The sequence below is a fragment of the Fundidesulfovibrio butyratiphilus genome (genome assembly GCF_054657235.1).
This window is the reverse complement of the sequence record NZ_BAAHXA010000001.1, coordinates 453,281-479,728: the sequence shown is the minus strand read 5'-3', so window position 1 is coordinate 479,728 and position 26,448 is coordinate 453,281. Positions and strand designations below refer to the sequence as shown.

33 protein-coding genes and 1 tRNA gene are annotated in these 26,448 nt (G+C 62.3%); 31 read left to right on the top strand and 3 right to left on the bottom strand.

The genetic code is table 11. The features are described 5' to 3' along the window. The first annotated feature begins 11 nt into the window (after window positions 1-11). From dnaX to ACYQ01_RS02330, 31 genes are all read left to right on the top strand, one after another. Entirely contained in the window at window positions 12-1,961 is a 1,950-nt protein-coding gene (gene dnaX / locus ACYQ01_RS02480) for a DNA polymerase III subunit gamma/tau (RefSeq protein WP_459932254.1), read from the top strand. A gap of 14 nt (window positions 1,962-1,975) precedes the next feature. Beyond that, window positions 1,976-2,287, top strand: coding sequence for a YbaB/EbfC family nucleoid-associated protein (locus tag ACYQ01_RS02475; protein ID WP_459932253.1), 312 nt, complete (start codon window positions 1,976-1,978; stop codon window positions 2,285-2,287). Between the two features lie 3 nt (window positions 2,288-2,290). Continuing rightward, a complete protein-coding gene (gene recR, locus ACYQ01_RS02470) occupies window positions 2,291-2,896 on the top strand; it encodes a recombination mediator RecR (protein WP_459932252.1) in 606 nt (201 codons plus the stop codon). After that, window positions 2,893-5,079: an SF1B family DNA helicase RecD2 gene (recD2, locus tag ACYQ01_RS02465; protein ID WP_459932251.1), complete on the top strand. Its 2,187-nt coding sequence runs from the start codon at window positions 2,893-2,895 to the stop codon at window positions 5,077-5,079. The genes recR and recD2 overlap by 4 nt, the downstream gene beginning before the upstream one ends. A 22-nt stretch (window positions 5,080-5,101) precedes the next feature. Then, complete coding sequence (locus tag ACYQ01_RS02460; protein ID WP_459932250.1) at window positions 5,102-6,058, top strand: lysylphosphatidylglycerol synthase transmembrane domain-containing protein; 957 nt, start codon at window positions 5,102-5,104, stop codon at window positions 6,056-6,058. Next, window positions 6,055-6,873, top strand: a complete 819-nt coding sequence (gene thiD, locus ACYQ01_RS02455) for a bifunctional hydroxymethylpyrimidine kinase/phosphomethylpyrimidine kinase (protein ID WP_459932249.1) — start codon at window positions 6,055-6,057, stop codon at window positions 6,871-6,873. Before ACYQ01_RS02460 ends, thiD begins: the two co-directional genes overlap by 4 nt. A gap of 40 nt (window positions 6,874-6,913) precedes the next feature. After that, window positions 6,914-6,996, top strand: a tRNA-Leu gene (locus ACYQ01_RS02450). A gap of 247 nt (window positions 6,997-7,243) precedes the next feature. Next, complete coding sequence (locus ACYQ01_RS02445; RefSeq protein ID WP_459932248.1) at window positions 7,244-8,497, top strand: tyrosine-type recombinase/integrase; 1,254 nt, start codon at window positions 7,244-7,246, stop codon at window positions 8,495-8,497. Window positions 8,498-8,590: 93 nt separating this feature from the next. Beyond that, on the top strand, window positions 8,591-8,848 hold the full coding sequence (locus ACYQ01_RS02440) for a hypothetical protein (RefSeq protein ID WP_459932247.1): 258 nt from the start codon (window positions 8,591-8,593) through the stop codon (window positions 8,846-8,848). After that, window positions 8,832-9,200 (top strand): hypothetical protein, encoded by a 369-nt coding sequence (locus tag ACYQ01_RS02435; protein ID WP_459932246.1) that lies wholly within the window; start codon window positions 8,832-8,834, stop codon window positions 9,198-9,200. Before ACYQ01_RS02440 ends, ACYQ01_RS02435 begins: the two co-directional genes overlap by 17 nt. Then, the gene (locus tag ACYQ01_RS02430) at window positions 9,193-9,441 is read left to right on the top strand and encodes a hypothetical protein (protein WP_459932245.1); all 249 of its coding nucleotides are present in this window, start codon (window positions 9,193-9,195) and stop codon (window positions 9,439-9,441) included. Before ACYQ01_RS02435 ends, ACYQ01_RS02430 begins: the two co-directional genes overlap by 8 nt. Further along, window positions 9,431-9,634, top strand: coding sequence for a hypothetical protein (locus ACYQ01_RS02425; RefSeq protein WP_459932244.1), 204 nt, complete (start codon window positions 9,431-9,433; stop codon window positions 9,632-9,634). The genes ACYQ01_RS02430 and ACYQ01_RS02425 overlap by 11 nt, the downstream gene beginning before the upstream one ends. Before the next feature lie 82 nt (window positions 9,635-9,716). Continuing rightward, window positions 9,717-9,995, top strand: a complete 279-nt coding sequence (locus ACYQ01_RS02420; RefSeq protein WP_459932243.1) for a cytotoxic translational repressor of toxin-antitoxin stability system — start codon at window positions 9,717-9,719, stop codon at window positions 9,993-9,995. After that, a complete protein-coding gene (locus tag ACYQ01_RS02415) occupies window positions 9,964-10,326 on the top strand; it encodes a helix-turn-helix domain-containing protein (RefSeq protein WP_459932242.1) in 363 nt (120 codons plus the stop codon). The genes ACYQ01_RS02420 and ACYQ01_RS02415 overlap by 32 nt, the downstream gene beginning before the upstream one ends. 101 nt (window positions 10,327-10,427) lie before the next feature. Further along, entirely contained in the window at window positions 10,428-10,760 is a 333-nt protein-coding gene (locus ACYQ01_RS02410) for a hypothetical protein (RefSeq protein ID WP_459932241.1), read from the top strand. Beyond that, window positions 10,732-11,421 (top strand): hypothetical protein, encoded by a 690-nt coding sequence (locus tag ACYQ01_RS02405; RefSeq protein ID WP_459932240.1) that lies wholly within the window; start codon window positions 10,732-10,734, stop codon window positions 11,419-11,421. The genes ACYQ01_RS02410 and ACYQ01_RS02405 overlap by 29 nt, the downstream gene beginning before the upstream one ends. A 138-nt stretch (window positions 11,422-11,559) precedes the next feature. Next, window positions 11,560-11,793, top strand: a complete 234-nt coding sequence (locus tag ACYQ01_RS02400; protein WP_459932239.1) for a helix-turn-helix transcriptional regulator — start codon at window positions 11,560-11,562, stop codon at window positions 11,791-11,793. Next, the gene (locus ACYQ01_RS02395; RefSeq protein WP_459932238.1) at window positions 11,783-12,226 is read left to right on the top strand and encodes a hypothetical protein; all 444 of its coding nucleotides are present in this window, start codon (window positions 11,783-11,785) and stop codon (window positions 12,224-12,226) included. Before ACYQ01_RS02400 ends, ACYQ01_RS02395 begins: the two co-directional genes overlap by 11 nt. Continuing rightward, the gene (locus ACYQ01_RS02390; protein WP_459932237.1) at window positions 12,223-12,750 is read left to right on the top strand and encodes a hypothetical protein; all 528 of its coding nucleotides are present in this window, start codon (window positions 12,223-12,225) and stop codon (window positions 12,748-12,750) included. Before ACYQ01_RS02395 ends, ACYQ01_RS02390 begins: the two co-directional genes overlap by 4 nt. Before the next feature lie 35 nt (window positions 12,751-12,785). After that, window positions 12,786-13,040 carry a helix-turn-helix domain-containing protein gene (locus ACYQ01_RS02385; protein WP_459932236.1) on the top strand — a complete coding sequence of 85 codons (255 nt, stop codon included), beginning with the start codon at window positions 12,786-12,788 and terminating at the stop codon, window positions 13,038-13,040. 139 nt (window positions 13,041-13,179) lie between these two features. Then, complete coding sequence (locus tag ACYQ01_RS02380) at window positions 13,180-13,458, top strand: helix-turn-helix domain-containing protein (RefSeq protein WP_459932235.1); 279 nt, start codon at window positions 13,180-13,182, stop codon at window positions 13,456-13,458. After that, window positions 13,455-14,990 (top strand): AAA family ATPase, encoded by a 1,536-nt coding sequence (locus ACYQ01_RS02375; RefSeq protein ID WP_459932234.1) that lies wholly within the window; start codon window positions 13,455-13,457, stop codon window positions 14,988-14,990. The genes ACYQ01_RS02380 and ACYQ01_RS02375 overlap by 4 nt, the downstream gene beginning before the upstream one ends. Beyond that, entirely contained in the window at window positions 14,959-15,504 is a 546-nt protein-coding gene (locus ACYQ01_RS02370) for a hypothetical protein (protein ID WP_459932233.1), read from the top strand. The genes ACYQ01_RS02375 and ACYQ01_RS02370 overlap by 32 nt, the downstream gene beginning before the upstream one ends. Further along, window positions 15,501-15,926 carry a hypothetical protein gene (locus ACYQ01_RS02365; RefSeq protein WP_459932232.1) on the top strand — a complete coding sequence of 142 codons (426 nt, stop codon included), beginning with the start codon at window positions 15,501-15,503 and terminating at the stop codon, window positions 15,924-15,926. The genes ACYQ01_RS02370 and ACYQ01_RS02365 overlap by 4 nt, the downstream gene beginning before the upstream one ends. Then, complete coding sequence (locus ACYQ01_RS02360; RefSeq protein WP_459932231.1) at window positions 15,916-16,170, top strand: transcriptional coactivator p15/PC4 family protein; 255 nt, start codon at window positions 15,916-15,918, stop codon at window positions 16,168-16,170. The genes ACYQ01_RS02365 and ACYQ01_RS02360 overlap by 11 nt, the downstream gene beginning before the upstream one ends. Then, window positions 16,154-16,699 carry an ERCC4 domain-containing protein gene (locus tag ACYQ01_RS02355; protein ID WP_459932230.1) on the top strand — a complete coding sequence of 182 codons (546 nt, stop codon included), beginning with the start codon at window positions 16,154-16,156 and terminating at the stop codon, window positions 16,697-16,699. Before ACYQ01_RS02360 ends, ACYQ01_RS02355 begins: the two co-directional genes overlap by 17 nt. Before the next feature lie 133 nt (window positions 16,700-16,832). Next, window positions 16,833-17,288 carry a DUF5681 domain-containing protein gene (locus ACYQ01_RS02350; protein WP_459932229.1) on the top strand — a complete coding sequence of 152 codons (456 nt, stop codon included), beginning with the start codon at window positions 16,833-16,835 and terminating at the stop codon, window positions 17,286-17,288. A gap of 5 nt (window positions 17,289-17,293) precedes the next feature. After that, complete coding sequence (locus ACYQ01_RS02345; RefSeq protein ID WP_459932228.1) at window positions 17,294-17,494, top strand: hypothetical protein; 201 nt, start codon at window positions 17,294-17,296, stop codon at window positions 17,492-17,494. A gap of 34 nt (window positions 17,495-17,528) precedes the next feature. Next, window positions 17,529-18,683, top strand: coding sequence for a hypothetical protein (locus ACYQ01_RS02340; protein ID WP_459932227.1), 1,155 nt, complete (start codon window positions 17,529-17,531; stop codon window positions 18,681-18,683). Between the two features lie 548 nt (window positions 18,684-19,231). Continuing rightward, window positions 19,232-19,714: a GNAT family N-acetyltransferase gene (locus tag ACYQ01_RS02335; protein WP_459932226.1), complete on the top strand. Its 483-nt coding sequence runs from the start codon at window positions 19,232-19,234 to the stop codon at window positions 19,712-19,714. Window positions 19,715-20,448: 734 nt separating this feature from the next. Further along, window positions 20,449-20,724, top strand: a complete 276-nt coding sequence (locus ACYQ01_RS02330) for a hypothetical protein (RefSeq protein WP_459932225.1) — start codon at window positions 20,449-20,451, stop codon at window positions 20,722-20,724. A 329-nt stretch (window positions 20,725-21,053) separates the two neighbouring features. Here ACYQ01_RS02330 and ACYQ01_RS02325 read toward each other — a convergent pair whose 3' ends face one another. From ACYQ01_RS02325 to ACYQ01_RS02315, 3 genes are all read right to left on the bottom strand, one after another. Then, complete coding sequence (locus ACYQ01_RS02325) at window positions 21,054-21,818, bottom strand: DNA adenine methylase (RefSeq protein ID WP_459932224.1); 765 nt, start codon at window positions 21,816-21,818, stop codon at window positions 21,054-21,056. A 160-nt stretch (window positions 21,819-21,978) separates the two neighbouring features. Then, on the bottom strand, window positions 21,979-22,587 hold the full coding sequence (locus ACYQ01_RS02320) for a DUF4376 domain-containing protein (RefSeq protein ID WP_459932223.1): 609 nt from the start codon (window positions 22,585-22,587) through the stop codon (window positions 21,979-21,981). 12 nt (window positions 22,588-22,599) lie between these two features. Continuing rightward, the gene (locus tag ACYQ01_RS02315; RefSeq protein WP_459932222.1) at window positions 22,600-26,439 is read right to left on the bottom strand and encodes an NHL repeat-containing protein; all 3,840 of its coding nucleotides are present in this window, start codon (window positions 26,437-26,439) and stop codon (window positions 22,600-22,602) included. Window positions 26,440-26,448 lie beyond the last annotated feature (9 nt).

Genomic DNA, 26,448 nt, shown 5'->3' with positions numbered 1-26,448 from the left:
GCGCCGCCGCTATGTCCTCCGCCAGCCTGACTGCAAAATACCGCCCGCAACGTTTCAGCGACGTGGCCGGGCAACAAGCCATCAAGCGCATCCTTTCCAAGGCTTCGGCCGAGGACAGGATCGCTCCGGCGTATCTTTTTTCCGGCACCAGGGGAGTGGGCAAGACCACGCTGGCCCGGGTGCTGGCCAAGGCCCTCAACTGCGAGCGCGCCCCGACGGCCGAGCCCTGCAACGAGTGCGCCCAGTGCCGTCAGATCACCGCCGGGATCTCGCCGGACGTCATCGAGATCGACGCCGCCACCCACGGCGGCGTGGACGAAGCCCGTCGCCTGAAGGAAGACATCGGCTACGCCCCCTTGCAGAGCCGCTACAAGGTCTTCATCATCGACGAAGCCCACATGCTCTCCAAGGCGGCCTTCAACGCCCTGCTCAAGACCCTGGAGGAGCCGCCGGGGCGCGTGACCTTCATCCTGGCCACCACCGAGCCGCACAAGATCCTGCCCACCATCATCAGCCGCTGCCAGCATTACATCTTCAAGCGTCTGGCCCTGCCCGAGCTCGAAGCCCATCTCTCGGGCCTGCTCGAACGCGAGGGGTTGGGGTTCGACCCCCAGGCCGTGAGCCTGATCGCCCGGCGCGGGGCGGGCAGCGTGCGCGACTCCATGTCGCTGCTGGGCCAGGTGTTGGCCCTTGGCGGGGAACGCCTCACCGAAGAGGACGTGCGCGAGGTGCTGGGACTGGCCGGACAGGATGTCTTTCTGGCCCTCATGCAGGCCTTTCTCGACCAGGACTGCCTGGGCGTGACCCGGATTCTGCGCCAGGTGCTGGATCGGGGGCTGGACATCGGTTTTTTCCTGCGCGAACTGGCCTCGAGCTGGCGCAACATGTTCATTTTGAACCAGGCCGGAGAACGCGCCCTGGAATCCATGGAAATTTCGGCCGAGGAAGGCGCGCGCTGGCTGGAGTGGTCCGGCAAATTCGACACCCGCCATATCCACGCCTGCTGGCAGATGACCCTGGAAGGGCAACGCCGGGTCATGACCAGCCTGGAGCCCGCCCTGGCCCTGGAGCTTTTGCTCCTGAACCTGGCCTACCTGCCTCGGCTCATCGCGCTCGATCCCCACGCCCAGGGGTGCGCCCTGCCGGCCCAAACCACGCCCAGGCCGGCTCCGCGTCCCGCGCCCGGCCACGCTGGACAGCCCCAGACCGCCGCGGGGGGCCCAGCCCGCCAGGCGACCCCGCGATATGGCGCGCCTGGACCGTCCCCGGCTCCCGCGCCGTCCCGACCTGCGGCGCGTGACGGGTCTTTCGCCTCGGGACCGCCCCCGGGCCAAACGGCGTCGGCTGGCGCCGCCGCGTCCCCGGCTTTCGCGCCGCATCCCGCTGCGGGCGTCACGCCGTCGCCGTCGTCCGTGTCGCCCGCCGGGCCTTCCCCTGATGCGCGGCCATACGAAGCCCCTTCGGTCCCGGCCCCGGCGACGCAGCCTTCGAACGGTTACGCCGCCTCCCCTCCGGGCGGCGCGGAGGACGCCCCCTTCCGGGACGAAGACGCCGGTCCGCAGGCGGCCCAGGCGGTTAGGCCCAGGGGGCCGCGGGACTGGAACGGTTTTCACCATTACCTGCGCGACAGCGCCAAAGCGCAGGGGCGCACCGTCACGGGCCTGGGTATCCTCAAAGGCCAGGTGACGGACGGCCCTCAGGGAGCGCGTATCGCGCTCATCTGCCACGGCGAGGCGCACCAACGCCAATTGGAGAGTAATCCCGAGGTGTTGGCCTTTTTGCGCGACCGGGCCAAGGAATATTTCGGACCCGATTCCGCCATCGAATTCGTGGGCCAGCAGATGGCCAAGCTCAAGACCCCGGAGGAGCTTCGGGAAGACCTGGCCAAGGAGCCCCTTTACCAGGAAGCGGTGGAGTCGCTGGGCGGTCAGGTGCTCTACGTCAAACCCAGAACCAGTTGATCGGAGGAAATCCCATGCGGGGAATGAACGACCTGTTGCGCCAGGCGCAGGCGATGCAGAAGAAGATGGCCAACCTCCAGGAAGAACTTTCCAAAAAGACCGTGGAAGCCTCCAGCGGCGGCGGCATGGTCACCGTGGTGGCCAGCGGCGGGCAGGATGTCGTCTCCATCGTCATCGACAAGGCCGCCGTGGATCCCAGTGATGTCGAGATGTTGCAGGATCTGGTGCTGGCCGCGGTCAACGACGCCCTGAAAAAGGCCCGGGAGCTGCAGCAGTCCGAGATGAGCGCCATCACCGGCGGCATGAAGATTCCGGGGCTGTTCTAGGCCGTGGGCGCGCTGCCCAGGCCCTTGGCCGATCTGGCCGAGGAGCTTTCCCGCCTGCCGGGGCTCGGCCCCAAATCCGCGCTGAGGGTGGCGCTGACCCTGCTCAAGTGGCCCAAGGAACGTGCCCAAAGCCTGGGGCTCTCCATCCACGACCTCAGGGAGAAACTGCATTTCTGTTCGATGTGCGCGGGCCTGGCCGAATCGGACCCGTGCCCCATCTGTTCGGACCCGTCCAGGTCGTCCGAACTCTTGTGCCTGGTGGGGGAGTGGGATTCGCTTCTGGCCTTGGAGGAGACCGGCCTGTACAAGGGGCGGTATCTGATTCTGGGCGGGCTTCTCTCGCCGCTAGACGGCGTGGAGCCGGGCAGCCTGGAGATCGAGCGCCTGGTGGACCGCCTGAACCGGGGCGAAGTGCGCGAAGTGATCCTGGCCCTGGGCACCACCATGGAGGCCGAGGCCACGGCTTCGTACATCAAGAATCTGGTGGCCAAATCCTTTCCCGGACTGCGTTTGACCCGCCTGGCCCAGGGCATCCCCCTGGGAGCCGAGGTCAAATACGTCGACAAGGAAACGCTCAAGCAGTCCATGGTGCACAGGCAGGGACTTTGAACGCCGAAGCCCCGCAGGAGCTGACCTGCGAACTCATCGCCGTCACCTTCTTCAGCGAAGAGACCAACTATCTGGTGGCCAAGGTGCAGGCCAAGGGCGAACCGGGCCTGACCACCATCGTGGGCAACATGGGGCCGGTAACGCCCGGAGAGGAACTGTTCTTGCGCGGCCGGTGGACCACGCATTCCCAGTACGGCCGCCAGTTCCAGGTGGACTTTTTCGAGCAGCGCCTGCCCGCTTCGCTCATGGGCATCAAACGCTACCTGGAGTCCAAGCAGATCAAGGGCGTTGGGCCGGTGCTGGCGGGCAGACTCCTCGAGGCCTTCGGGGACAAGGTGCTCGAAATTTTCGACGAAGACCCGGACCGGCTGCTCGAAGTGCGCGGCGTCACGCAGAAAAAACTCGCGGTCATGATGGAAAGCTGGAACGGCCAGCGCGAAGTGCGCGGGCTCATGCTCTTTTTGCAGACCCACGAGATCCCCACCACCTTTGCCCACCGCATTTTCAAGCATTACGGCGCCGGGGCCGTGGCCAAAATTCGCGAGAATCCCTACACCCTGGCCTACGACATCCAGGGCGTGGGCTTCAAAAGCGCCGACGCCATGGCGCTCAAGCTGGGATTCGCCCCGGATTGCCGGGAACGCCTGGAAGCGGCCATTGTCTACGGGTTGTTTTCGGTTTCGGACCAGGGACACATGTTCTCTCCCCGCGACGCGTTGCTCGACCGGGTGAGCTCCATGCTGGGCGGGGTGGAGCCGCACCTTTTGTCCGACGCCCTGCAGGAACTCGAAATGAAAAAGCGGGTCCGCGTGGAGGACCTGCCCCAGCAGGGAGTGGAAGGGGCCGTGTACCTGAGCCACTTCTACAAGTGGGAACGCGAAATAGCCGAACGCATTTACGCCCTGGCCACGCATCCGGCCGCCGCGGCCAAGGGCGTGGTGGAGAAAATGCTGCCCGAGTTCGAGCGGGAGATGGGCATCGAGCTTTCTTCGCAGCAGCACCAGGCCGTGGTGGAAGCCTGCCACGGCAAGGTCTTTGTGCTCACCGGCGGTCCGGGAACGGGCAAGACCACCATCACCAGGGCCGTGGCCCACGCCCTGGGCAAGCTGGGTTTCAAGGTCAAGCTCGCCGCGCCCACGGGCCGGGCGGCCAAACGCCTGAGCGAGGCCACGGGCCTTCCGGCCTTCACCTTGCACCGTCTGTTGCAGTACAGCGCCGGAGGCGGCTTCGCCCACAACGAGGAAAACAAGCTCAAGGCCGACGCCCTGGTGGTGGACGAGGCGTCCATGCTCGACGCTCAGCTCTGCCTGAGCCTTCTGCGCGCGTTGCCGCTGACCTGCCGGCTGGTGCTGGTGGGCGACGTGAACCAACTGCCCTCGGTGGGGCCGGGCAACGTGCTGGGAGACCTGCTTGATTCGCAGGCCGTGGATCACGCGCGCCTGACCCGCATCTATCGCCAGGCCATGGAATCCATGATCGTGGTCAACGCCCACCGCATCAACCAGGGCCAGTTCCCCGCCCAGTCGCGCAAGGCCCCGCCCGCGGCGGATTTTTTTTGGGTGGAGTGCGACAATCCCCAGGAGGTGCAGACGCGCATCGTGGACCTGGTGGCCAGACGCATCCCCGCCACATACGGACTCGATCCCCTGCGCGACATCCAGGTGCTCACGCCCATGCACAAGGGAGAAGTGGGCACCCAGGCCTTGAACGAGCTGTTGCGCGACCGGCTGAACCCGAGCGGAAAAGAACTGGTGCGGGGAAAAAACCGCTTCCGCCAAGGCGATAGGGTCTTGCAGACGAAAAACAACTATGAAAAAGACATCTTCAACGGCGATCTGGGCTGGGTGACGGATGTGGACCCCAAGGCCGGAGAGCTCGTCGTGGATTTCGAAGGGCGCGGCGTTCTCTACGAGACCTCCGAGCTGGACGAATTGACCCTGGCCTACGCCGTGAGCGTGCACAAGGCCCAGGGCAGCGAGTATCCGGCCATCGTGGTGCCCATCGTCACTCAGCACTTCATGATGCTCAAACGCAACCTGATCTACACGGCCCTCACCAGAGCCCGACGGCTGGCCGTCATCCTGGGCGGCGCCAAGGCCATATCCATAGGACTGCGTAACGTGGGAGCCTCTCGGCGCAACACCCATTTGCGCTACAGACTTCAGGAAGCCTTCAACCGATAGCCCAAGGCAGGCCTTCTACCGCATGAACATCAAGAAAGTCGTCAGCTTCATCCTCCGTCTGGCCCTGGTCGGAGGCTGTTTGGTCTACGCCCTGTGGGGCGTGGACTTTTCCAAACTCGCCCAGGCCTTTTTGCGCTTCAACCACATGGCCTTTCTCCTCACCACCCTCATCTCGTTCGCGGGATACTGGGCCATGGCCGTGCGCATCAATTTTCTCACCGCCTATGATTGCGGCAACTGGGTGGGACTTAAGGCGTTTCTGCTTTCCATGGCCGTCAACAACGTGGCCCCGGCCAAACTCGGCGAGCTGGCCAAGGCCTTCTATCTGCGCCGGGAGTGCCGCTATTCCCTCAGCCAATCCATCAGCCTGGTGTTTTGGGAGCGGTTCTTCGACCTGAACGCGTTGCTGGCCATGGGCATCGTCGTGGCCCTGCGTTTCAATCTCAAGACCCTGTTCCTGCCGCTCTTCCTGGGGGTGATGGCCATCTGGTTCTGCCTCTATGTCATTCGCCGCTGGCCGGAAAAAACCCAACGCTTGGTGGAATACGTGCCCTTCGAGCGGATGCGCGGCTTCATTTTGGACGTGAAGCTCCAGCTCGTGCACGGCGTAACCCTGCGCTTTCTTATCGTGCTCGGACTGTACACGGCCCTGGTCTGGGCGCTCTACGCCCTGCCCACCTTTCTGATGATCGAGTGGGTGGCGGGCCTTGGCCTCAAAATGGGAGAGGCCCTGGCCGTGTTCATTATCTCGGCCCTGGGCATGGCCGTGCCCTCGTCGCCTGGAGCGGTCATTGTCTTCGAAACCGCCGTGGCCTTCGGACTGGGCCTGTTCGGCGTGGACAAGGAACTGGGCCTGGCGCTTGGGTTGCTCATCCACATGATGCAGTACATTCCCACCACCGTAGCCGGACTGGCCATTCTGGCCAAGAGCGGCCTGTCGCTTCGCGTCATTCGCCGCTCCGACGAGGAACTGGCGTGAACGCCTCCTTGCCCTGCGTTTTGACCATAGCCGGATCCGATTCCAGCGGCGGGGCGGGGGTGCAGGCGGACCTCAAGGCCTTTTGCGCGCATGGCTGCTACGGCGCCAGCGTCATCACGGCGCTCACCGCCCAGAACACACGGGGCGTGACGGATATCTTCGCGCCGCCGGCCGCGTTCGTGGGCCGTCAACTGGAAGCCGTGCTCACCGACCTGGACGTCAAGGCGGCCAAGACCGGCATGCTTTTCGACGCGGCCATCGTGGAGCGGGTGGCCGAGTCGCTTGCCGGCAAGCGCTTTCCCCTGGTGCTCGACCCGGTATGCGTGTCCAAGTCCGGCCATGACCTGCTCAAGCCCGAAGCCGTGGACGCTCTCAAGAGGATGCTCGTCCCCTTGGCCGATCTGGTCACGCCCAATCGTCCCGAGGCCGAACGACTCAGCGGTTTGACCATAGAGGACGACTCGGGCGTGCGCCGGGCCATGGAGGCCCTGCTGGCCCTGGGGCCCGGTGCGGTTCTTATCAAGGGCGGTCACATGCCCAGCCGAAACGGCCAGTTGACCGACTGGCTGGGCTTGGCCGACGGAACGATTCTCCCCCTGACCACCCCCCGCGTGGACACTGTGCATACCCACGGCACGGGCTGCACCCTGTCGGCTTCCATTGCGTCTCGCCTGGCCCTGGGCGAGGGACTGGAGAAGGCCGTACGCACGGCCCAGGCCTATCTCCGCGCCGCGCTGGCCTCGGGTTTTCCCGTCGGGGCCGGTGTATCGCCGCCCAACCATCTAGTGGGGCTTTCCGCCTGGCCAGGCAATTGAAGCCCACCCGGTTTTCTGCTACCCTGCGCGACTTGTCGACGCGAGAGTGGCGGAATTGGTAGACGCACTGGATTTAGGATCCAGCGGGCAACCGTGGGGGTTCGAGTCCCCCCTCTCGCACCACATGACCTTCCAATATCGTCCGATACAGTCCGCAAATCCCTGAAATCACGCAGAACACAGGCCAAGGATGGTCCGATATGGGCTTTTTTGGTCCGTTGACAGCCACCATTTTTAGGGGCACTTCTTGGGGCATCGAGCAGGTGCCCCTTTGTTTTTGGGGCATCTCCCTGCAAGACGTGTTATCATTGATAAAATTCGTGTCTCCATGCAAGGGACTAGAATTGCAGGAAAAGGGAATCGAACCCCTATGCCGAAAAAAACTCTTCCCCTGACCGATGTACAGATCAAGAACGCCAAGCCCAAGGAGAAGGCTTTCAAGCTGTCCGACGGTGGCGGCCTGTACTTGGAAGTGTTGCCCACGGGTGGCAAGTCCTGGCGGTTCAAGTACCTCTTTGCCGGGAAGGAAAAGCGTCTCGTGTTCGGCTTGTGGCCGGACGTGAGCTTGAAGCAGGCCCGCCAACGCCGCGACGAAGCCCGCTCCCTGGTGGCCGAAGGGATTGACCCAGGCGAGAAGCGCAAGCAGGACAAGGCCGAAGAGAAGGCCCAAGCCGAGGAAGCCGCCGCGACCTTCGAGGTGGTGGCCCGCGACTGGCACGCCAAGCAGGTGCAAGTGTGGAGCGAGGGCCATGCGGTCAAGGTGCTCGCCACGATGGAGCAATACCTTTTCCCGGCTTTCGGGTCTGCGCCAATCGCCCAGCTTCGCGCCCCGGTCATCCTGCCGGTCCTGCGCCAGGTGGAGGAAAAGGGAATCGTCTACACGGCCAAGCGATTGCGCCAGTTCTGTGAGGCGGTTTTCACCTACGCCATCGCCACAGGGCAGGCCGAGCGCAACGTGGGGACCGATCTTCGGGGAGCCCTCTTGCCCTGCCGGGTGAAGAACCGTCCGGCCATCACCGAGCCCAAGGCCGTGGGCAAGCTCATGCGCGCCATCGACGGCTACGAGGGGAGCCCCATTACCCTGGCGGCGCTCAAGCTGTCGGCTTTTCTGTTCGTGCGACCCGGCGAGTTGCGACAGGCCGAATGGTCAGAAATCGACCTGGACGCGCCGGAAGGCCCCCGGTGGCTCATTCCCGCCGAAAAGATGAAGATGCGCGCGGCGCACTACGTTCCCTTGGCCCGCCAGGCGGTGGAGATCATCACGGACCTGTACCCCCTGACCGGCTCCGGGCGCTATCTGTTCCCCTGCAATCGGACAAAGGGGCGGTGCATGTCCAACATGACCGTCAACGCGGCCCTGCGCCGGCTCGGGTACGAGCAGGGCGAACACTGCGCCCACGGCTTCCGGGCCATGGCGTCAACGCTTCTGAACGAACAGGGGTGGCCTTCGGACGTGATCGAGCGCCAGCTTGCCCATGCGCCGCGCAACAAGGTTCGGGCCACATACAATCGGGCTCAATGGCTCCCCGAGCGCCGGAAGATGATGCAGGCATGGGCGGATTACCTGGACGCCCTGAAAGCCGGGGGGAAGGTGGTGCCGTTGCACCTGGAAAACGCAGGCTGAACCCGCCCGAAGTGGGCGGACAGTATAACGGCCCGGATGGGGTGGAACCAGCACCCCGCCAGGGCCTGACCACAACCGCATAGAGGTGCGATCATGGCTGAACAGCAAGTATCGACGGCGCGAGCGGAAGGCAACCGGGAAAAGGCCCACCAGGGCGCATTGCAGGCCTACGACACAATCACATTCCTGGCGAAGGCGCTTCGCCCCGCTCGGGAGGAAGGCGTCACGTTCTCGGGCTCGGAGCTTGAAGGGCTGGCCCATTCCTTGAGCCATTGCGGCGATCTGCTTTGGCCCGCAATCGAAGTGCTGGGAGCGCAGGGCAAGGAGGTGCGTCATGGCCAGCCCCTTTGATGAGGTTGACTTCCAGGCTGTTGCCCAGGTGATCAAGCGGCGCATGGACGAAGCGCGCAAAGCCGAACACCAAGCGCTGGACACATACGCTCGCGTGATAAAGGAACTTGAAGGCCTGGAGGTGTTCAAGGGGGGGAACCCGGCCATGCGAGAAGCTTGGCTTGACCTTGTACTTCAGATCAAGGCCCGCAAGCGTATGGTTGCTGATTCCATAACCAACACCAGGGGCCGTATTATGGAAGCTCAACGTGTTCTCATGAAAGCGCCGAACCGGAGACGCCCCCCCGATGCCGAACCCTTGCGGCTCGTGGGGAAGTCTGCCGGCGAAGGTGAGGAGGCGCGTCATGGGTAAGCGCATCGCCTATGCGTCCTGGGAGATCGGCGAAGCGGCCAGGATTGAACAAGCCCTGGAGCCGTTTGCGGCGTTGGGCTTCATCCTTCAGGAAATACCGATGCTAAACGCAACCAGCGACCTCCTGGCGGACGCCGGCAAAGTCGTGCTGGCCTTGCACGAGCGCGCCACGCTGATGCTTGTAGGGTGTGGCGAAACACAAAAAACGCCCGGTGAGGAGGTGGCCCCACATGACCAGTAACCCCCCTGAAGGTGAACGGTCCGAAGGGCAAGACCCCGTGCTTGAAGTTATGCACGCCGCTTCCGCGCTACGTCGCCTGGCGGAACTTCTCCAACTTGAGGAGAAAGACGTGGGAACGGCCTTCACCCTGAATGCGATTTCCGAACGGCTTCAACGGGCCGGTGAGGCAATCGACAACACCGGGCGCGTCTAGTCCGCGTCGGCTTCAACACCGGGCGGGTTGCCGATGGGCGGCCCGCCCTTGACTACGCACCACGAATTAGTACAGGTATCGTATGGCATGGACGGTCACGGTTTCCAGCAAGGCGGAAAAGGGCATCAAGCGGTTGCCCCTGGCTGTCCAGAAAGCCCTTGCGCTGCTCATGCGGGACATTGAGGACGCCGGCCCCGTGCGTGGCGACTGGCCCAATTATTCCAAGCTGGGGATTGGCCGCCACCATTGCCACATCAAGAAGGGCAGGCCCACCTATGTGGCCGTTTGGGAAGAGCGCAACGGGCAAATTCGCCTGATCGAGGTGGTTTATGCTGGCACACACGAAAAAGCCCCCTACTGACAACGTGGAGTTGCGTTTCACCGGCCCCGCCGCGCGCAAGGAAGAGGCGGTCAAGCGGCTGGTGGAGCTTGGCTTTGTGGTGCGCGGGGAAGGCGAGTCCATCCCCTGGCGGGAGGCCTTTCCCTTCACGGATGACGAGTTGCCGAGCGTGTTTCTGGCCGGCGCGCGCTACCGCGAAGGGTTGACGCAGGTGCAGCTTTCCGAGGCCACGGGTATTCCCCGGCGGCATATTTCCGAGATGGAAAACGGCAAGCGGCCTATTGGCAGGCAGAACGCCCGGAAGCTGGCGGAAGCCCTGAAGGTGGACCCGAGAAGGTTTCTTTTGGCGTAGAGGATAGTTCCCCGCCCTAGGCCCGGCCTCATGAACCGGGCTGAAAAGCCGCAACCCCTGGCGGCCTGGGCGGGGATTCTTGCAGGGGGAAGTGAGGGGGGATGGGCGTTATTACAGATGATGAAAGAACATTATTTTATCGTTTATGGGCCTTGGAGTACACATATAGGAACAGAGAGTTCTCTGCGATCAGACATAAAATAGTACAAATCGAGAAAAAATTAAATGTTGATATATCTATTATTCAGAAAGAAATCGAAGAAATCAGTAACATCCCCCTAGCCAGTGAAGAGATGCTAGCGATGCTAGAAGATGGTTTTGAAAAATACCCTTGGACTCGTGAGCAAGCATCATTCTTCCATGATTTTTATTACGACAGGCATAAGTCACAGCACTACAACAATCTTGAAATATCAAAAAAAAAATTTGATTGATGACGCAATTAAATTGTCGAATTTTGTGGAGGTTAAGTTTGGGTTTGAATTTGACGACAGACCGGCGCGCGACTCGACATTCTTAGTCAAAAACGTTCGCAACGGGGATGCAATTATTTTCCCACAAAATAGCCGGGGGAGGCAGGCTGTTTACTGGTTAAAGGGATTGCAGCACCCCAAGTTTCCGGACCCAATGTTGTTACGCGCATATCCTGGTGAGGAGCTAGAAGCAATTGAAGAAAGGCCCGGAGACGTGTTCCTATGTCTGAACTTCGCGCAGCCTCTACCACTTTTAATTTGGCACCTGGAAAGAATGTATTCCATGTACTATAAAGGGCTACCCCCGTACGGTGAATGGGGCCAGGAGCAGCGCACGGGAGAACGCATCGCATGTTTAAACACACCGGGGGGGGTACTTCCTAAAGAGAAGGAAGCGCGCGCCGCTGGTCTTTGGCTTTGGGACCGCGTTCAGGAATTGGGAGCTAGGCGCGGAGCGATAGCACAAGCCCAATCAGAGTTTAACGACGCAGGCTATGTTGAGGCGCTTGACCTTAACGACGACAACCTGGGCCGCTATTACAGAAAGACAAACGAAAGCATTGAGGCCGCCGAAGTTCTTTCCTTCCGCAATTCTGGAAAGGGAACCAAAAAGTCAAAATGAGTTCCCGGAACTGAAAATCTCAAATTGGTTCCGGGAACCAAAGAAAAGATTTCGGTTCTTTTACTCTCCAGGCCTTTTGTGGTTTCAACTGGACATTCCACCTCATGAAGGTGGCGACTCCGAACGGAGAATGTCCAGATGCACACGCAGACTCAAGCGCCTCCCGCCTCTCGACCTGAACGCCTTCTTCGCCTCCCCGCCGTTCTCGAACGCATTCCCTACAAGAAAAGCCGCTTCCTCGATCTGGTCCGCCAGGGGGTGTTTCCGCGTCCTGTGAAGCTGGGGGCGCGCGCCGTGGCCTGGCCCGAATCGCAGATTGACGCCATCGTCGAGCGCATTGCGTCCGGGCAGGGTCCGACTGGTGCGGCCTGAACCCGACCGGGGGGGCATTTCTCCCCTGGCGGGCATCGCGCCCCTTCCTTCCCTGGGCGGCAGGCCCCTCAAGCTGACCGACGCCGACTTGCCGGCGATCCGCGCCGCCCTGGCCCACAACGTCACGGACGTGGCCCTTGCCCGCACCCACGGCGTGTCTCGGGAAACCGTCCGCGCCTTTCGGGTTCGTCACGGCCTGGGGCGCATACTGACCCTGAAGGCCGGCGTTCGGCAGGAGGAGCTTGCCGAGGCCCTTGCGGCGGCGGCCCGGTTCCTGACGCGCACGCGGTACAAATTGGCCCGTGACGGCGAGCGGTGGTCCGTCACCGACTCCGACGCCCTGGAAGCCAAGCTGCTCGATACCACCGCCATGAGGCCGCCAGGGCGAAGCTTTCGACGCTCCTTGCGCGAGGGTTTGAAAACGACCTGTTGACCTGCCTGGTGGAGCGCCGGCGCGACCGCGACTTTCTGGAAGAGGCCCGGAGGCGGCTGGAACAGGAAAGCTACGCCTTCAGGCAGAACGCCCCCCGCCGCATTCCGAACAGCGAAAGCGAAATCGTCGTTTGCAATGATGTCCTGCTCGCCTCATTCGAGGACTACAGCCGTCGCCATACCGGCTTTAGTCAGCACGTATCGGGCCTTAGCGCCATTATAGCCGGCGAAGTACGCCGTCCGCAGCGAGCGGCCAGGACGTTGCGAGGCACGCGGCCCCGCTACTGTCCGTGGTGCGGAATGGTCATCCCGCGAAACCCGGTCTTTTTCTCCTCACCGAATGGGTTGCCCGTGACAGACTCGCGCCGCACGCCATGCCCGTGGTGCTTCGGGAAGGGCTTTTCCGACACCGGAAGAGGGGGGTTTTTTGGCATTCAGTATATACAAGGAGGAGGGGCAGAAAATGCCTACGAAGTTCATGAAAGAGACCTGCCCGACCTGGGCGGAATTTTCATTGCCCGGTGAATTGTTGCCTCAACAGTACAAAGATGGGGGCCAGCATGTCGCAAGCTGAACTGAAGGAGTTTTTCAAGAGAAACTCGGTCACGCATGTGCGGATTGCGCGAGAGCTTGGCTGTACCGCGTCGAGCGTCAACGCGATCCTGAACGGCTACTACACGCCGTCGGAACGCGACATGCGGCGTCTGAAGGAGATTCAGCGTTCCGTGTTGGCCGAGCGGGTGGACGCCCTGCGCCAGGACGTGAAGCGCTACGCCCCGAGTCTGGCGGCCAGGTTCATGGAAGCGGGAGCCTGAAGGGATTGGAAAGACAATGACCAGAAACGCGAAACGCCCGGCAAGCTTGGCGGCACCGGGCGCTTCAAAAAAGTCAGACGGCTTGGGATGGGGTTTATCTACCTCGCGCCCTGCCGGTCTGGCAAGGGAAAAGAGCCCCATGCCTATCAACACCTACCCGCCTCAACCTGACGCGTTGACCGAGACGAACACCGCTTCCGCTCAGCGCGCCCGCCTTCTGGACGCCCTGCGCCGTGAAAGCCTGACCACCTTGGAGGCCCGGAGCAAGCTTGACGTGCTGCACCCCGCCGCGCGGGTGATGGAGCTTCGCCGCCGGGGGCATAGCATCGTCACTGTCTGGACAGTTGATATAACAACTGAAGGCAGGCCGCACCGGGTGGCCCGGTACATCTTGCGCCAGGGGGAAGGGGCCAGGTGAACGGTCACATCGACTTCGCCCGTATCAACGTGGCGGCCTTGGCGAACCTTCCCGCCCTATTGGAGCGGTGGTTGCCCGGCGGCAAGCGCGAGGGGGGCGAGTGGGTTTGCGGCTCCATCGGAGGCGAACCCGGTAGCTCGTGCTCCACGAACATGACCACATGCGTGGGCGGGGACTTCGCGGGGGAAGCGCGGTGGAATGACCCTGTAAGCCTGTATGCGGCCCTTCAGGGGCTCAAGCAGGGAGAAGCCGCCCGCAAGCTGGCGCGGGAGCTTGGCCTTGATCCTGGGGGCGGCGTGGCCCCGTCAGGAACAAGGGAGCAACCGCGCAAGCGCGTGGTGGCGGCTTACGACTATTTCGGGGCGGACGGTCAACTTGTCTTCCAGGTGACCCGGTGGGGACCCAAGACCTTCACGCAGCGTAGACCAGACGGCCAAGGTGGCTGGATTCCCAGCGTCAAGGGAATCGACCTTGTGCCTTACCGACTGCCTGAGGTGCTCAAGGCCCGCACCGTCTTCATCGTGGAAGGCGAGAAGGACGCGGACGCCCTGGCGAAGATGGGACTTACGGCCACGACGTGCGCGCAGGGCGCGGGCAAGTGGCGAGAAAACTTCAACCACCACTTTAAGGGCAAGCGCGTATGCCTTTTGCCCGACAATGACGAGCCGGGGCGCAAGCACGCCCAGGACGTGGCCGCGCAGCTTCATGGAATTGCCGAGGCGGTCAAGATTCTCGACTTGCCCGACCTCCCGCCCAAGGGTGACGTTTCCGACTGGCTGGAAGCCGGAGGGACGCGCGAGGCCCTGGTGGACTTGGCAAAGGCGGCTCAGGAGTGGAAGCCCTCAGGGGAACAGGCGGCGGCTCAAGCACGAGCCTTCCGGTTCCTGCCCCTTTCGGCCCTCCTTTCCGCGCCAAGGCCCACGCGGTGGCTCATCCGCGACCACCTAGAGGCGGGAAGCCTGTCCGAACTCTTTGGCGATTCCGGGACCATGAAGAGCTTCATGGCGATTGACCAGGGGCTTTGCATCGCCACGGGAATGCCCTGGCACGGCCACGCCGTTCCAAACCCCGGCGCGGTGTTCTACCTGGCCGGCGAAGGGTTCCACGGGCTGTCCAAGCGCATACAGGCCTGGGCCGTGGCCCACGGCGTGGACCCGGCCACCATCCCGTTTTTCGTTTCCAACGCTCCGGCGCAGCTTCTGGACGCCGACGGCGTGGCGGACGTTGCGGGCGCGGTGGCGGCCCTGGCCGAAGAACACGGCCCCCCCAAACTGGTCATCGTGGACACGCTCAACCGCAACTTCGGCCCCGGAGACGAGAACAACTCCCAGGACATGACCCGCTTTGTGGCGGCCCTGGACGCCCTGAAGGCCCGCTTCGGTTGCGCGATCCTGGTGGTGAATCACTCCGGCCTCGCCAACAAGGACCTCTCGGGGGTCGAGCGTGCTCCGGGCGGCCCTGGACTTCGAGTACCGGCTTACCGTCAAGGGAAACGTCCGCGTGCTGTCCTGCACAAAGAGCAAGGACCATGAGCCCCCGCAGGACATGGCCTTCGAGCCCGAGGAAGTAGGCACGGGTTGGACGGACCCGGAGACCTTGCAGGAAATCACGTCCGTGGTCCTGCGCGAGACGGAAGCGCCAATCGAGGAGGCCGGGCAGGAGCCGACAGGGGCGAAGCGTATTGCCCTGGAAACGCTCACAGAGGCCTATGCCGACAGGGGCGGGCCGGTTCCCCTCAACGAATGGCGACAAGCGGCCTATGCGCGGGGCATTTCTCCCGGCGGTCAGGAGGCCAAGCAAAAGGCTTTTCGACGCTCTCAGACCGAGCTTTCCGAAAGCGGCCTTGTGGTCCTTTCGGACGGTTTGTGGGCTCCCGCCAAAACCGGACAAACCGGACATTACCCGGACATGTCCGCCATGTCCGGTGGGCATACCAAAACCGGACATACCGGACACACCCCTTTAGGGGTGTCCGGTTGTCCGGGTGCCTGTCCGGCCCCATGTCCATCCGGTAGATGGGAAGGACCGGGGGAGGTTCTGATATGAACCCGGCCCGCGTTCTTTCCGACCTGGGAGTTTCCGTTTCCCTGGTCGAAGACAAAATCAAACTCTCCGGCCTCGACCGTCTGGCACCCGAGGCGGCGGCCCGCGCCGTGGAAGTCGCCAAGGCCAGCCGCGCCGAAATCATCGCCAGCCTGGGGGCTCGTAAAACCCCGATCCCTGGACGGGCTGTCCTGTCGTCCCTCGACCGGTTCTTCCCTTCCGCCCGCCCGCACACGTTCGAGGACGGCGCAGCGGGCCTTGTGGCTCCCGAGCACCGGCCCCCGTCCGTGGAGGTGGTGCGTTGCCCCGTCACCGGGGAGGACCATCCCCGCACGGCTTGCACCGCGTTCGGCGGTTGCCCTGACCTGAACACCTGCCGGGCCTTCAGACGCCCGAGAACGCTTGGAGGCCGCCATGGACGCTAAGCGCACCCTCATTCACGCCTTTGGCAAGAACGGACGCGGGGAGGAAGTGCAAATCGCCCTGCAATGGTTCCGGGGCCGCCGGTACGTGGACGTGCGGACGTGGTTTCCCGACAAGGCCACGGGTGAGATGCGCCCGAGCCAGAAGGGGCTTGCCCTGAACCTGGACCAGCTTGGCGAACTCCTGGCCGGGCTGGCTCAAGCGCAAGCCCTGGCGGAAGGCGGCGGGAATGGCCGGACGCAGTGAAACGCCCCTGTCCATCGTCGTGGACACCCGCGAACAGGCCCCCTACGGCTTCGAGCGGTTTTCCGGCGTGGAGGTGATCCGGGCCGGGCTGGCGACGGGCGACTACGCGTGCGGCGGGCTCGAAGACAAGGCCGCCGTCGAGCGCAAGAGCCTGGACGACCTTGTGGGGTGCCTGACCGTGGGCCGCGACCGCTTCGAGCGCGAGCTTGACCGCTCCCGGTCCCTGGACTGCTTCGCCGTAGTGGTGGAGGCCAGCATGGAAGACATCGCCCGCCATCGCTACACGTCGCGCATGAGCCCGCACGCGGCCCTGCAATCCATCCTGGCCTTCCAGGTGCGCTACCGTGTCCCGTTCGTGTTCGCGGGCAACCGGCAAGGCGGGGAGTATGTAACGCACTGGACGCTTCAGAAGTTCCGGCGTGAGCACGAGGCCCGGCAAGCCGAAGCCCAGGCCGTGGGGGAACTGGAAGCCATGGGCGAACGCCTGACCGCCAAGGGCAAACGAACACCAAACCCGACCGGGTTGTAAAGACCTTGCGAATTTTGCGCGAGGATGGCTTGTGTTGTGTTTCGTTGAGAAAGATTGCCCGGACGATGGAAAGCGAAACAGAACGCAGCCAGAAGCAGGCACGGGACAAATGGAAGGCATATAAGGACAGAAGATGTCAGACAAGACACGCGAAAGACAGAAACGTCTTCCCAAGACCGCTTGGAAGCCTGGGCAGTCCGGGAACCCGGCGGGGTGCCCCACGGGGAGCCGGCACAAGGCCACGCGCGCCGTTTTGGCGCTCCTTGATGGCGAAAGCGAGGCCCTGACCCGCAAGGCCGTGGAAATGGCCCTGGGAGGCGACACGACCGCCTTGCGCCTGTGTCTGGAAAGGCTGTGCCCGCCCAGAAAGGATTCCCCCGTGGTCCTGGCCGGCCTGCCCAGGATTGAGAGCGCGGCGGACCTGCCCAAGGCCATGAGGATGGTTTTGCAGGCGGTTGCAGGGGGCATCGTTACCCCGAGCGAAGGCCAAGCCCTGGCCGGGCTGGTCGAGTCCCAGCGCAGGGCGATTGAAACGAGCGACCTGGAGCGCAGGTTGTGCGCCATCGAAGAACAACAGGAAAAGAGGTGAAAATCATGACGAGCCTGGACAGAAGACTTTGCAAACTCGAAGCAACCGCCGCATGTGGCCGCGTCCATTTTGTCGTGCTCAACCCCGGCGAAAGTGTAGAGGCCGCTATGGCGCGGTACGAAAACAGCGGTCGGGCAATCCCCTCGCGGAACCGCGTGGTTTTCGTGAACACCGGAATCGGGCGCGCGCCCGGCGACAACGACTAGAAAACATCAACCCTTTCCAAGGAAGGAAAAAATTATGACTTTCGACTTCACTTCTTTGATCGGCCCGGCCATAGGTGCAGCCGCATCAATTGGAGGCGGCCTCCTCAGCAACAGCAGCCAGAATAATTCTGCCAGCAACGCCTTGAACGCTAGCCTGTTGGCACGCCAGAACAGTCAGAACATGGCCTGGAACCTTATCAACGGTTCCAACATGTCCACGAAGCCATGGAACACCACGTCATATCCTGACTTGTCACAGGGGTGGTGGAACACCACTGCCAACCCTACGCAAACGACCATCCCCGACTACCAGAAGTACAATTTCCAGCAGTATGGGACTGCCGCGCCGACATACCAGACGTACTCTGGCGCGAACCCGACATATACAGGCCTTTCCGGGGGGGATTACACAAAACTCCAGGCGAGTTTGGAGACTCCGGGCAAGATTGCCGCGCAACAGGCCTTTCAGCAGGGGAAAACCTCGCTGAATTCTGCCACAGGTGCAAAAGGCACATACGGGTCGAGCACGTACACGGGGCAGATGAACAACGGGCTGACGTCGCAGTTGATAAACTCTCTGGCCACGAATGCGGCAAACGCCGCTACCCAGCGCTATGGCATGGAACAGACCGATCTGGGGAGGAAGCTTCAGGCGGACACGGCCACATTCCAGGGGCGCATGGCCGAGAATCAGGCAGCGAACTCGCAGGCCTACAACGCGTGGAACGCCGGGCTGAATCAGAACAACCTCATGAACCAATTGAACTACAGCCAGAACGCGTCCGCGAACAACTACGGAATGCAGCAGGCCATACAACAGAACACGTTAGACAACCAGCAGTTCAACTGGAACCTGCAAAAGGCGCAGGGTGCGTGGAACGGGCTCCTTGGCCAGACGAACTGGAACAACAGCCAGAACCAGCAGGCGTACCAAAATATCCTGGGCCTCTCCAAGATGTACGACAACTCGGACATCTACATGCAGGGGGCGCAGAGCCAGGGGAACCAGAATTCCGGGAACACCTGGGGAAACATGCTCGGAACCATCGGCGGGAACATCCTCGGTGGAACGAATTGGGGGAGCATGTTCGGCAGCGGTAACAGTTGGACGCCGCAAATGCCATCGGCGTCGAGCTATACGCCATCTTCGCTTAGGGCGATATATTCTTCCTATGGAATAAGCCCCTAACGACCCGTTGATTTTCACTGACTCGACTTTGCTTTGAAGAGGAAGACGCAAGGCTTTTACGACCAGAACAGCGGCGAGTTCATGCGGAGGAAGTGAGGGGCCATGGCAAGTTTGATGGAATTCACAGGCCCACACCCGAAAATCGAGCCTAGTTTGCCGGTCTAATCGCCGGGGCCTACATATACACCGTCCGGGACCGTTCGCGCGATCCTGGGACGAAAAAAGGGGGCTTGTCCGAAGTGGCAGGCCCCTTTTTCGTGGGAAACGACGGGTGTCCCTTATTTTTGGGGGGAGGCGGGGGGTTGCCTTTTAGGCCTTTTGGATTATCTGGACAGGGTTGGCCTCGAATGGTACGGCTTGCGTTGGATTACGTTGGACTACGTTGGATTACCGAGGTGATGAAATGGCCATGCCAATAAAGCCCACTCCCGTACTGAAGGACCGCGAAGCGGCGGCATTCGAGAAAAGGCTTTCCGAGCAGCGGGCGACCCCTCTGAAGGTGACTTGCGCCCCCAGTCTTGAGGCCGCGAGGAAGGCGATCTTTGGTCTTGGAAAGCAGCAATCGAAATAGCCTCGAAGACGCAAACTGTCTGCTCAAGCCCGTGGACGACTTCGCGTTGTTCACGGGCTTTTCTTGTGGCCGGGATGACCTTGATGATTACATCCGCAACGACGCTCAAACCCATGACCGTGAGCTTCTTTCCAAGACCTACTCCTTTCACCTTAAAGACGGTGCGGCTCTTTCCTTGTCCGTGGCTTTCGTCAGCTTGGCGAATGATGCGGTTCGTCTCGCCAACCGTAAAAAGCAGAGGGTTTTTCCGGCGAACCTTCAATATCGGGCTTATCCCGCAGTGAAAATTTGTCGTCTGGGGACGCGACAGGAGCACCACGGACAAGGCATCGGTTCATACATGCTATGGGCCTTGAAATGCCTGTTTCTTTCTGGAAATCGTACAGGATGCCGTTTTGTGACAGTGGACGCGTATAATGATCCGCCAACCGTGTCCTTCTACCAGCGAAATGACTTCTAGCTTTTAACCCAGGAAGACGCCACCAGCCCCACGAGAGCCTTATATTGCGACTTGCTGAGGTTCAGCGCTCAAGCACGTTGTTGAGTGCTGAAGGTACAAAGCCGACAGGGGCAGGGGGGAAAAGTTTCCCGCCTTGACGACTGGGACCGAGCGGGCATAAATCGTCGCGAGTCGTCAAAATGGAAAATCAAGATTGGTCGATGCGGGGTAGCCCGCAATCTTTGGGGCATTTTTAGGGGCATTCGGAAAAATATAAAAGAATAGTTCCTTTGATTTGTGAGTTTTAAGGCGTGTATTCTAGGCTCCCCTCACACCAAATGACCTTCCAATACCGTCCGATACAGTCCGCAACTCCCTGAAATCACACAGAACACAGGCCAAGGATGGTCCGATATGGGCTTTTTTGGTCCGTTGACAGCCGATTTTGGGGAGACTCCTGGGGGCACCAAGCAGGTGTCCCTTTGTTTTTGGGCGGTTGTCCCGTATTTTCCGCCTGGTTCGAGTCGAGAACGCAAAGGGGGAAACCTGTGAAGGCGGGATGCCCTCCAAACGTTTAAGGGGATGCCTCCTGCCGAAGAACATCCTTCCTTCCGGTCGCCACACCGATAATGCGGGGCGGGGCGGACTGCCTGGCTGCCCTGGAGAGACGTCGGAAGTGTCATTGGCATTGGAAGGTCGGCGGTTGATTTTGCCTGTCTTGGCTTCGCAACGAGAATGTACACAAGGAGAATTTCATGTCGGTAAATTTCATGAAGGGAAAGATCTTGACGCGGACGGTAGTCTTCGCCGCCGCCTTGACGGTTTTCATTTGCGCGGCGTCGTTTGCTCAGGATGCGCCAAAGCCTCAGCAGCCGGTCACCGGGAAAGAACCGGCCAAGGTGGAGGGCGTGATGGATCCGGACAAAAAACTTGTGCAGGACCGATGGGGGTATTCGACCGGCGAGCCCGCCAAGAAGATCGAGAAAAAAGGCAGGACCATGAAGTCCAGGCCGGTCAAGGAGAACCAGTAGTTTGGATCGAGCCGACGGGGCGAACAGTATGAGGGCCCGGGCGGAGAGGCGATGTCCCGCTCGGGGTCTGACCGCAACGCCCGACGGGTAAGCAATGGGCACGAAAGCACGCACGGAATCGAGGAGACTCGTCATACGGGGACGGGTGGAATTGTCATCTGAATACGCGGCCCTGTCGACCGAACGAATCCAAGCTGCATAAAGGCGATAGAATAAATAAGGCGGCGTGCCAAATCGCGCGCCGCCTTACATCAATAGAACGCGCACCTCAGTTTGAGAATTCCTTCAGGTTAGTTTGAGAAGCCCTGGTGCACCGTGCAGCAGGGCTTTTAGAAGTTCGAAATCAGCACCTCCTTGGCCGGAATGGAGGCGGCTTTCGAGCATGTGTAGCGCGTGGTCAGGCCCTGGATGCGGAAGGGGTTGAAGATCTCGCGGACCTCGGGTTTGTCGTTGAGGCTCAAAACAAATTTTCCCTTTATTTCAGACAATTGGATTGAAAGTGCGGTAAAATCGGCACGGGAGAAGATGTCTTTGCCGTAGTAGCCCTCCATTCCGTAGTATGGCGGGTCCAGGTAGAACAGGGTTTCCGGTCGGTCGTGACGCTCGATGAATTGGGCGAAGGGCATGTTTTCGATGCGCACCCTGGCCAGCCGAAGGTGGATGGCCGAGAGGTCCTCTTCGAGCCGGATGAGGTTGATGCGCGGCCCGGACTGGGGGCCGCCTCCAAAGGTGCGGCCGGCGACCTTGCCGCCAAAACCCAGACGCTGGATATAATAGAATCTGGCCGCTCTTTGTATGTCGGTCAGGCCGCCCGCCTGAAGCTGTTCCGTCCAGTCATTCCACCAGTCCCGAGAAACCAGGCACCATTTGAACTGTCTGCAGAACTCTTCCAGGTGGTATTGAAGCACCCTGAACAGGCAGACCAGTTCCTTGTTGACGTCGTTCATTATCTCGAATTTCGACGGTTCCTTGGCAAAAAGCACATGCGCGCCGCCGGCGAAGACCTCACAGTAGGTTAGGTGTTCGGGGAACGATTCGAGGATCGTTCTGGCCAGCAGCGACTTTCCACCGATCCATGGCAAAGGCCCTTTCATATTCCCTTCTTTACAGATTCGCGTGGGGCCTGTTAGCTCCTGATTGCCCGTGCGCACAGGGCAGGAGCAGCGGCCTCGCGCCGTGGTCGGATGCGTAAACATCCGGTCGGTGGGGCGTTGGCGCGCCCCGCCTGCTCCACTTATGCCGCCGTGATCAACATCATCCCTCCTGGGACGCCTCCGGCCACCCGTTGTCGATTTCCTCCGCATAGATGCGGATGGCTTCGGCGGCGTCCGGGGCGGCGTCGATAAGGGCGCGGATTTCGGCTTCGCGCGCGAACACGGCCTGTGTGCGGGCTTTCATGGCCGCCCAGATGGCGTCCACCAGCTCCTTGGTCATGGGCACAAACCCGCTTGGGGTCTTGAACCCCTGCCCGACCAAAGCCGGGTCGTCGGGATTGTCCATGTAGGCAATTTTGAGGCCCAGGACGCGGTTGCGGTCGGCTTCGGCGCTGTCCACGGTGACGCCGTTGACGGTGACGCCCGAATCTTCGACGTCTCGTTTTTTCGTGGCCAACCGGGTGCGCAGCACGTCCAGGACACCTTCCAGGGACCGGGGGATCAGGTTCCATTTGATGCGCCAGCCCGAGGCGGTGGACTCCTGTCCGCCGCTGTCGCGCACGGTGTAGAGATCCGCGTCGTAGGTTTCCGGCAGGTCCGTGGAAAGCGGCACGATGCCGAGGTCGTACAGCCCCGCAGAGGTCAGGCCGCGTCGGGCGATCTCGCCGGCGGACTGCCGCTTGCCTACCTTGGTGTCGTAATACAGCATGGAATTATCCTCTTAATAGGCGGACCAGGCCGACTCCATGTCCATGGATGTCACGGCCGAGTCCGCAGTGGACACGGCAAAGCCGGCGGCGTCGCCGACGCTGCTGGTGGAGAGCGACGTGCCCGGGCTCGTGGCCGTCCACCCCAGTTGGGTGTCGCTCCAGGTCAGCATGGGAAATCCTGCGATCGCGCCGGCGCATCCGTCCGCGTCCGGAGACATCGAGAGCAGCACCGCGTCGGGGGACGGCGTCGCGGGGATCGAGCAAAATGCGCCGGCGCAGTAGATGTTGCCGTCGGCGTCCAGCGCCATGCTCACGAGGGTGTCGTCATATGATCCGGTGAGGCCCTTTTGCCACAGCAGCTCGTGGTCCGTGCTTATCGCTGCAACAAACGCTTGCTTGTGGCTCAGTCCATAGTTGGTATTGCCGCATATATAAATTGTCGAGCCGTCGTTAGAAATCTGTATGTCCCATGCCTGCTCATAGTATCCGCTTGACAGCTTGTAGTGCCACTGCAAACCGCCTGCGGCTGACAACTTGGTGATGATGGGATAGCCCCATGCGGCGCTGGCGTAATAGTTGGAGAGACAATAGACGTACCCGTCTGAATCAAACGCGAATGCGTACGGCGTATAGTAATATCCGCCGAGTGTGATACGCCACTGGAATACGCCTGCGGCGGACCACTTGAGCATATACCCGTTGCCGGATGGTCCCAGCGCGCCACCAACATAAACATCCCCCGCCGGAGAACAGCCAATAGCTGTGGCCCGAGAGTCGGTCTCCAACGGAATGCGCCTGTCCCAGGCCAATGATCCGTCCGCGTTTGCTTTCAGAACGACCGCCCGCCAATACGACGTGCCGGTGCCGTCCATGCCGGCGACCACAAATCCTCCGCCGGGGTGAGCAGCGATCCGCCGGGTGTAGGTCCGTCCGGACCCCGCATATCGCCGTTGCCAGACCACGGCGCCGCTCTGGTCGACCTTGACGGCATACAGATCGACACGCGAGGAGTCGGCGATCGACCAGCAGACGACGATGCCGCCGTCTGTCAGCACACATATATTGGTGCCGGACGGAGTGCCGCCCGCGACCGGCACATGCGATTGCCAGGTCGGCGTCTCTTGCCCGGCCTCGTATTTGGCGATGATACAATTGATCGCAGCGCCGTCCGAGGTCGAGTATTCGTACCCGGAGACGTACATGGCGCCATCCGGGGCCACTACGACTCCGGTGTACGCGTCGGAATAGTCTCCTTGCAACGCGGCCACGAACCGCGCGAAGGTGACCACGTTAAATGTTGTGGGCGCGCTCCACTCGCTCCAGAGGACATCTCCGAGCAACTTGTGACACTGCGCTTTGCCTCCCGCCTGGTCGTACACGGCGACCAAGGCGCCCGAGGTCGGCACGGCGATGGCCGGGCTTCCGGCCCCGGTCGCGTAGACCCACTCGGGCGACACGATGCACTCCGACAGGGGGACGCTCACGCGGGAGGCCCTGGCGGACGCGGAGCCGTCGAGGGAGGTGGCCAGGAACGACGCGGCGGTCTCCGCCGTCAGGCGCAGGGCGGTGCAGCCCGTACCCGGCAGGGTCGATGCGGTCCCGGCGGTGAGGACGGTCCCGGCCACGGAGAGCGCCATGACCCGGATCGTGGCGTCACCGCCGTCCAGGTAGCCCACGGCGCATGTGGTGGTGTCCAGGGATGCCATGGAAATAAGCGAGGTGGCGTTGGCGCAGAACGCCACCTCGGCGCCGGCGGTGAGCGTGGTCCCCACAAGGGAAAGCACAACCGTATTGCCGCCGGCGCTCGATCCGGCGTCACGATAGCAGCACACGGCCCTGGTCGTGTCCAGGGCCGCCAGGGCGATGTCCGGGCCGGTAACGCCCGCGTTGAAGGTCAGCGCGGCGCCGGCGGAGACGGTGGTGGACGCGACGCTCAAGACGTAGGCCTTGCCGTCGCCGTCGTTGGTGGCGAGCACGGCCTTGTCCGTGTCGACCCCGCACAGGGCGAGGCAGGTGCAGGCCGCGCTCAGGACGGTAAGCGGCGTGTTGACCGTGATCGTGGTCCCGGACACGGTCAGGGCCACGGCGTACGCGTAGCTCGACGCCCCGACGTAGCCGACGAGCGCCTTGTCCTCGCCGATCTTGGTCGCGGCCAGGCAGGTTATCGCGGCGGCGGTGAGGGCCACCGGCGTGCCCGCGACGATGTCGCGGGCCGCGCCAATGGTGAGCACCACGGCCCGGGCGGCGCCCGCCTCCACGTAGCCGACGAGCACTCGGGTGGAGTCCAGGACCACGGCGGTCGCCAGGGAGATGGCCCCCGACCCTATCGCCGTCGCAACAGCCTCCTCCGACGTAGCATCATCCCACGCAAACGTGCCTTGCTGCCTGCTCCTAAAATAGTGGTCGCCGTCGCCGAGCTTATGGGCGTCGTCCAACGTTATGGCGGTGCGGTTGGTCGGGTCGGCGCCGGAATCGAATTGGATGCTGGCGAACGCCGCGTCCGCCGCGATCTGCCACTGGCTCGCGGTGTGGGCCGCCGAGCCGCCGGAGCTGACCATGCCGGAGGCGGTCAAAGAGGGCGTCGGCCCGATCTTGGTCGCATGGTTGACCGGGGTCAGGTTGGTCGGCGCGACCACGGCCAACACCGCGAATGCGACCGCCGTGGTGAACATTGTCGGTGCGGACCAGTCCGAAATGCCGCCCTCGTCGTCGGCGTACCGGGCGCGCCAATAGTACGTGGTGGACACGGCCAGCACGTCGGCCGGCACGCACAGGCCCATGGCGGCCGGGATGAGGCCCGTGTCGAGCACGAGGTTGAGGGGGGTGGCGAAATCGTCGGCCACCTTGCTGATCTGGAACTGGACGCCGCCCTGCCCGGTCAGGGCCGGGTGGACGTAGGCCGACAGTTGCAGGGTCGGGGTCCTGCCCACGTCCGTCGCATTGGCGACCGGACTCACATTGCTCGGGGTGGCAGGCGGACGGTGGTCGCCCTGCAAGCCTGTGTCGCGGGTCAGGGCCACCATGTATTTGATTGTGGATGGCCCATCCGCCACGATCTTGAGCGCCACCTGGCCGGAGGCCGGGACGACGTACTCCACGTCCCTGTAGCCGGTCTCGCCGTCCGTGACCTGGTTTGACGTACGCGTCCACTTCCAGGGCGCCTCGGTCCAGCTGAGGTGACTGGCGTCCTGAAAGGACACCGTAGGCAGGGCGGACGCCTGGGACAGGCGCACAACCAGACTCTTGACGGTCTGCGTGGCGACGTCCAGGTTGATCGGGTCGGAGTAGTAGACCTGTCCGGACTGCGCGGTGGCCCCGCCGGTGCTGCCGAAGGTCCAGTTCGTTCGGCGGAGCGTGGCCCCGGTCATGCTCACGGGGATGTCGTCCTTGGTGCGGAACCGGGTGTCGCTCAGCACCTCGGACACCACGATCACGGCCTGCTGGGTGTCAGTCTCGATCACGTATTCGCGGCCCGCCACCAACCCGGAGGTGGACGAAATGTCCACAGAGTCGTCGCCGGCCACGGTGGACGCGCCGGACACGGAAATGGTGTCCGCGATGCTGTAGGGCGCCGAGAAGAATTCGAAGGCGAATTTCGTGGACGGGTCCACGGCGTTCATAATTTCGATGAGACGCCGCTGCAACTCGGCGCGCACCGAAATATCCGTGACGTCCAGGCCATCCAGTTGGGCCAGCACGGCGTCGACACCCTCCTGGGTCGCGGCCGCGATTCGCGCCTCGAACTCGGCGGCCGTCAGTCCTGCCCGGCTGGACAACAGCAGGTCCACCTTGGCCTGCAACGCCGAGAGGGCGTCGTTCATCGCACTGAGACTGCTATTTATGTGCGCCATTTCAGCTCC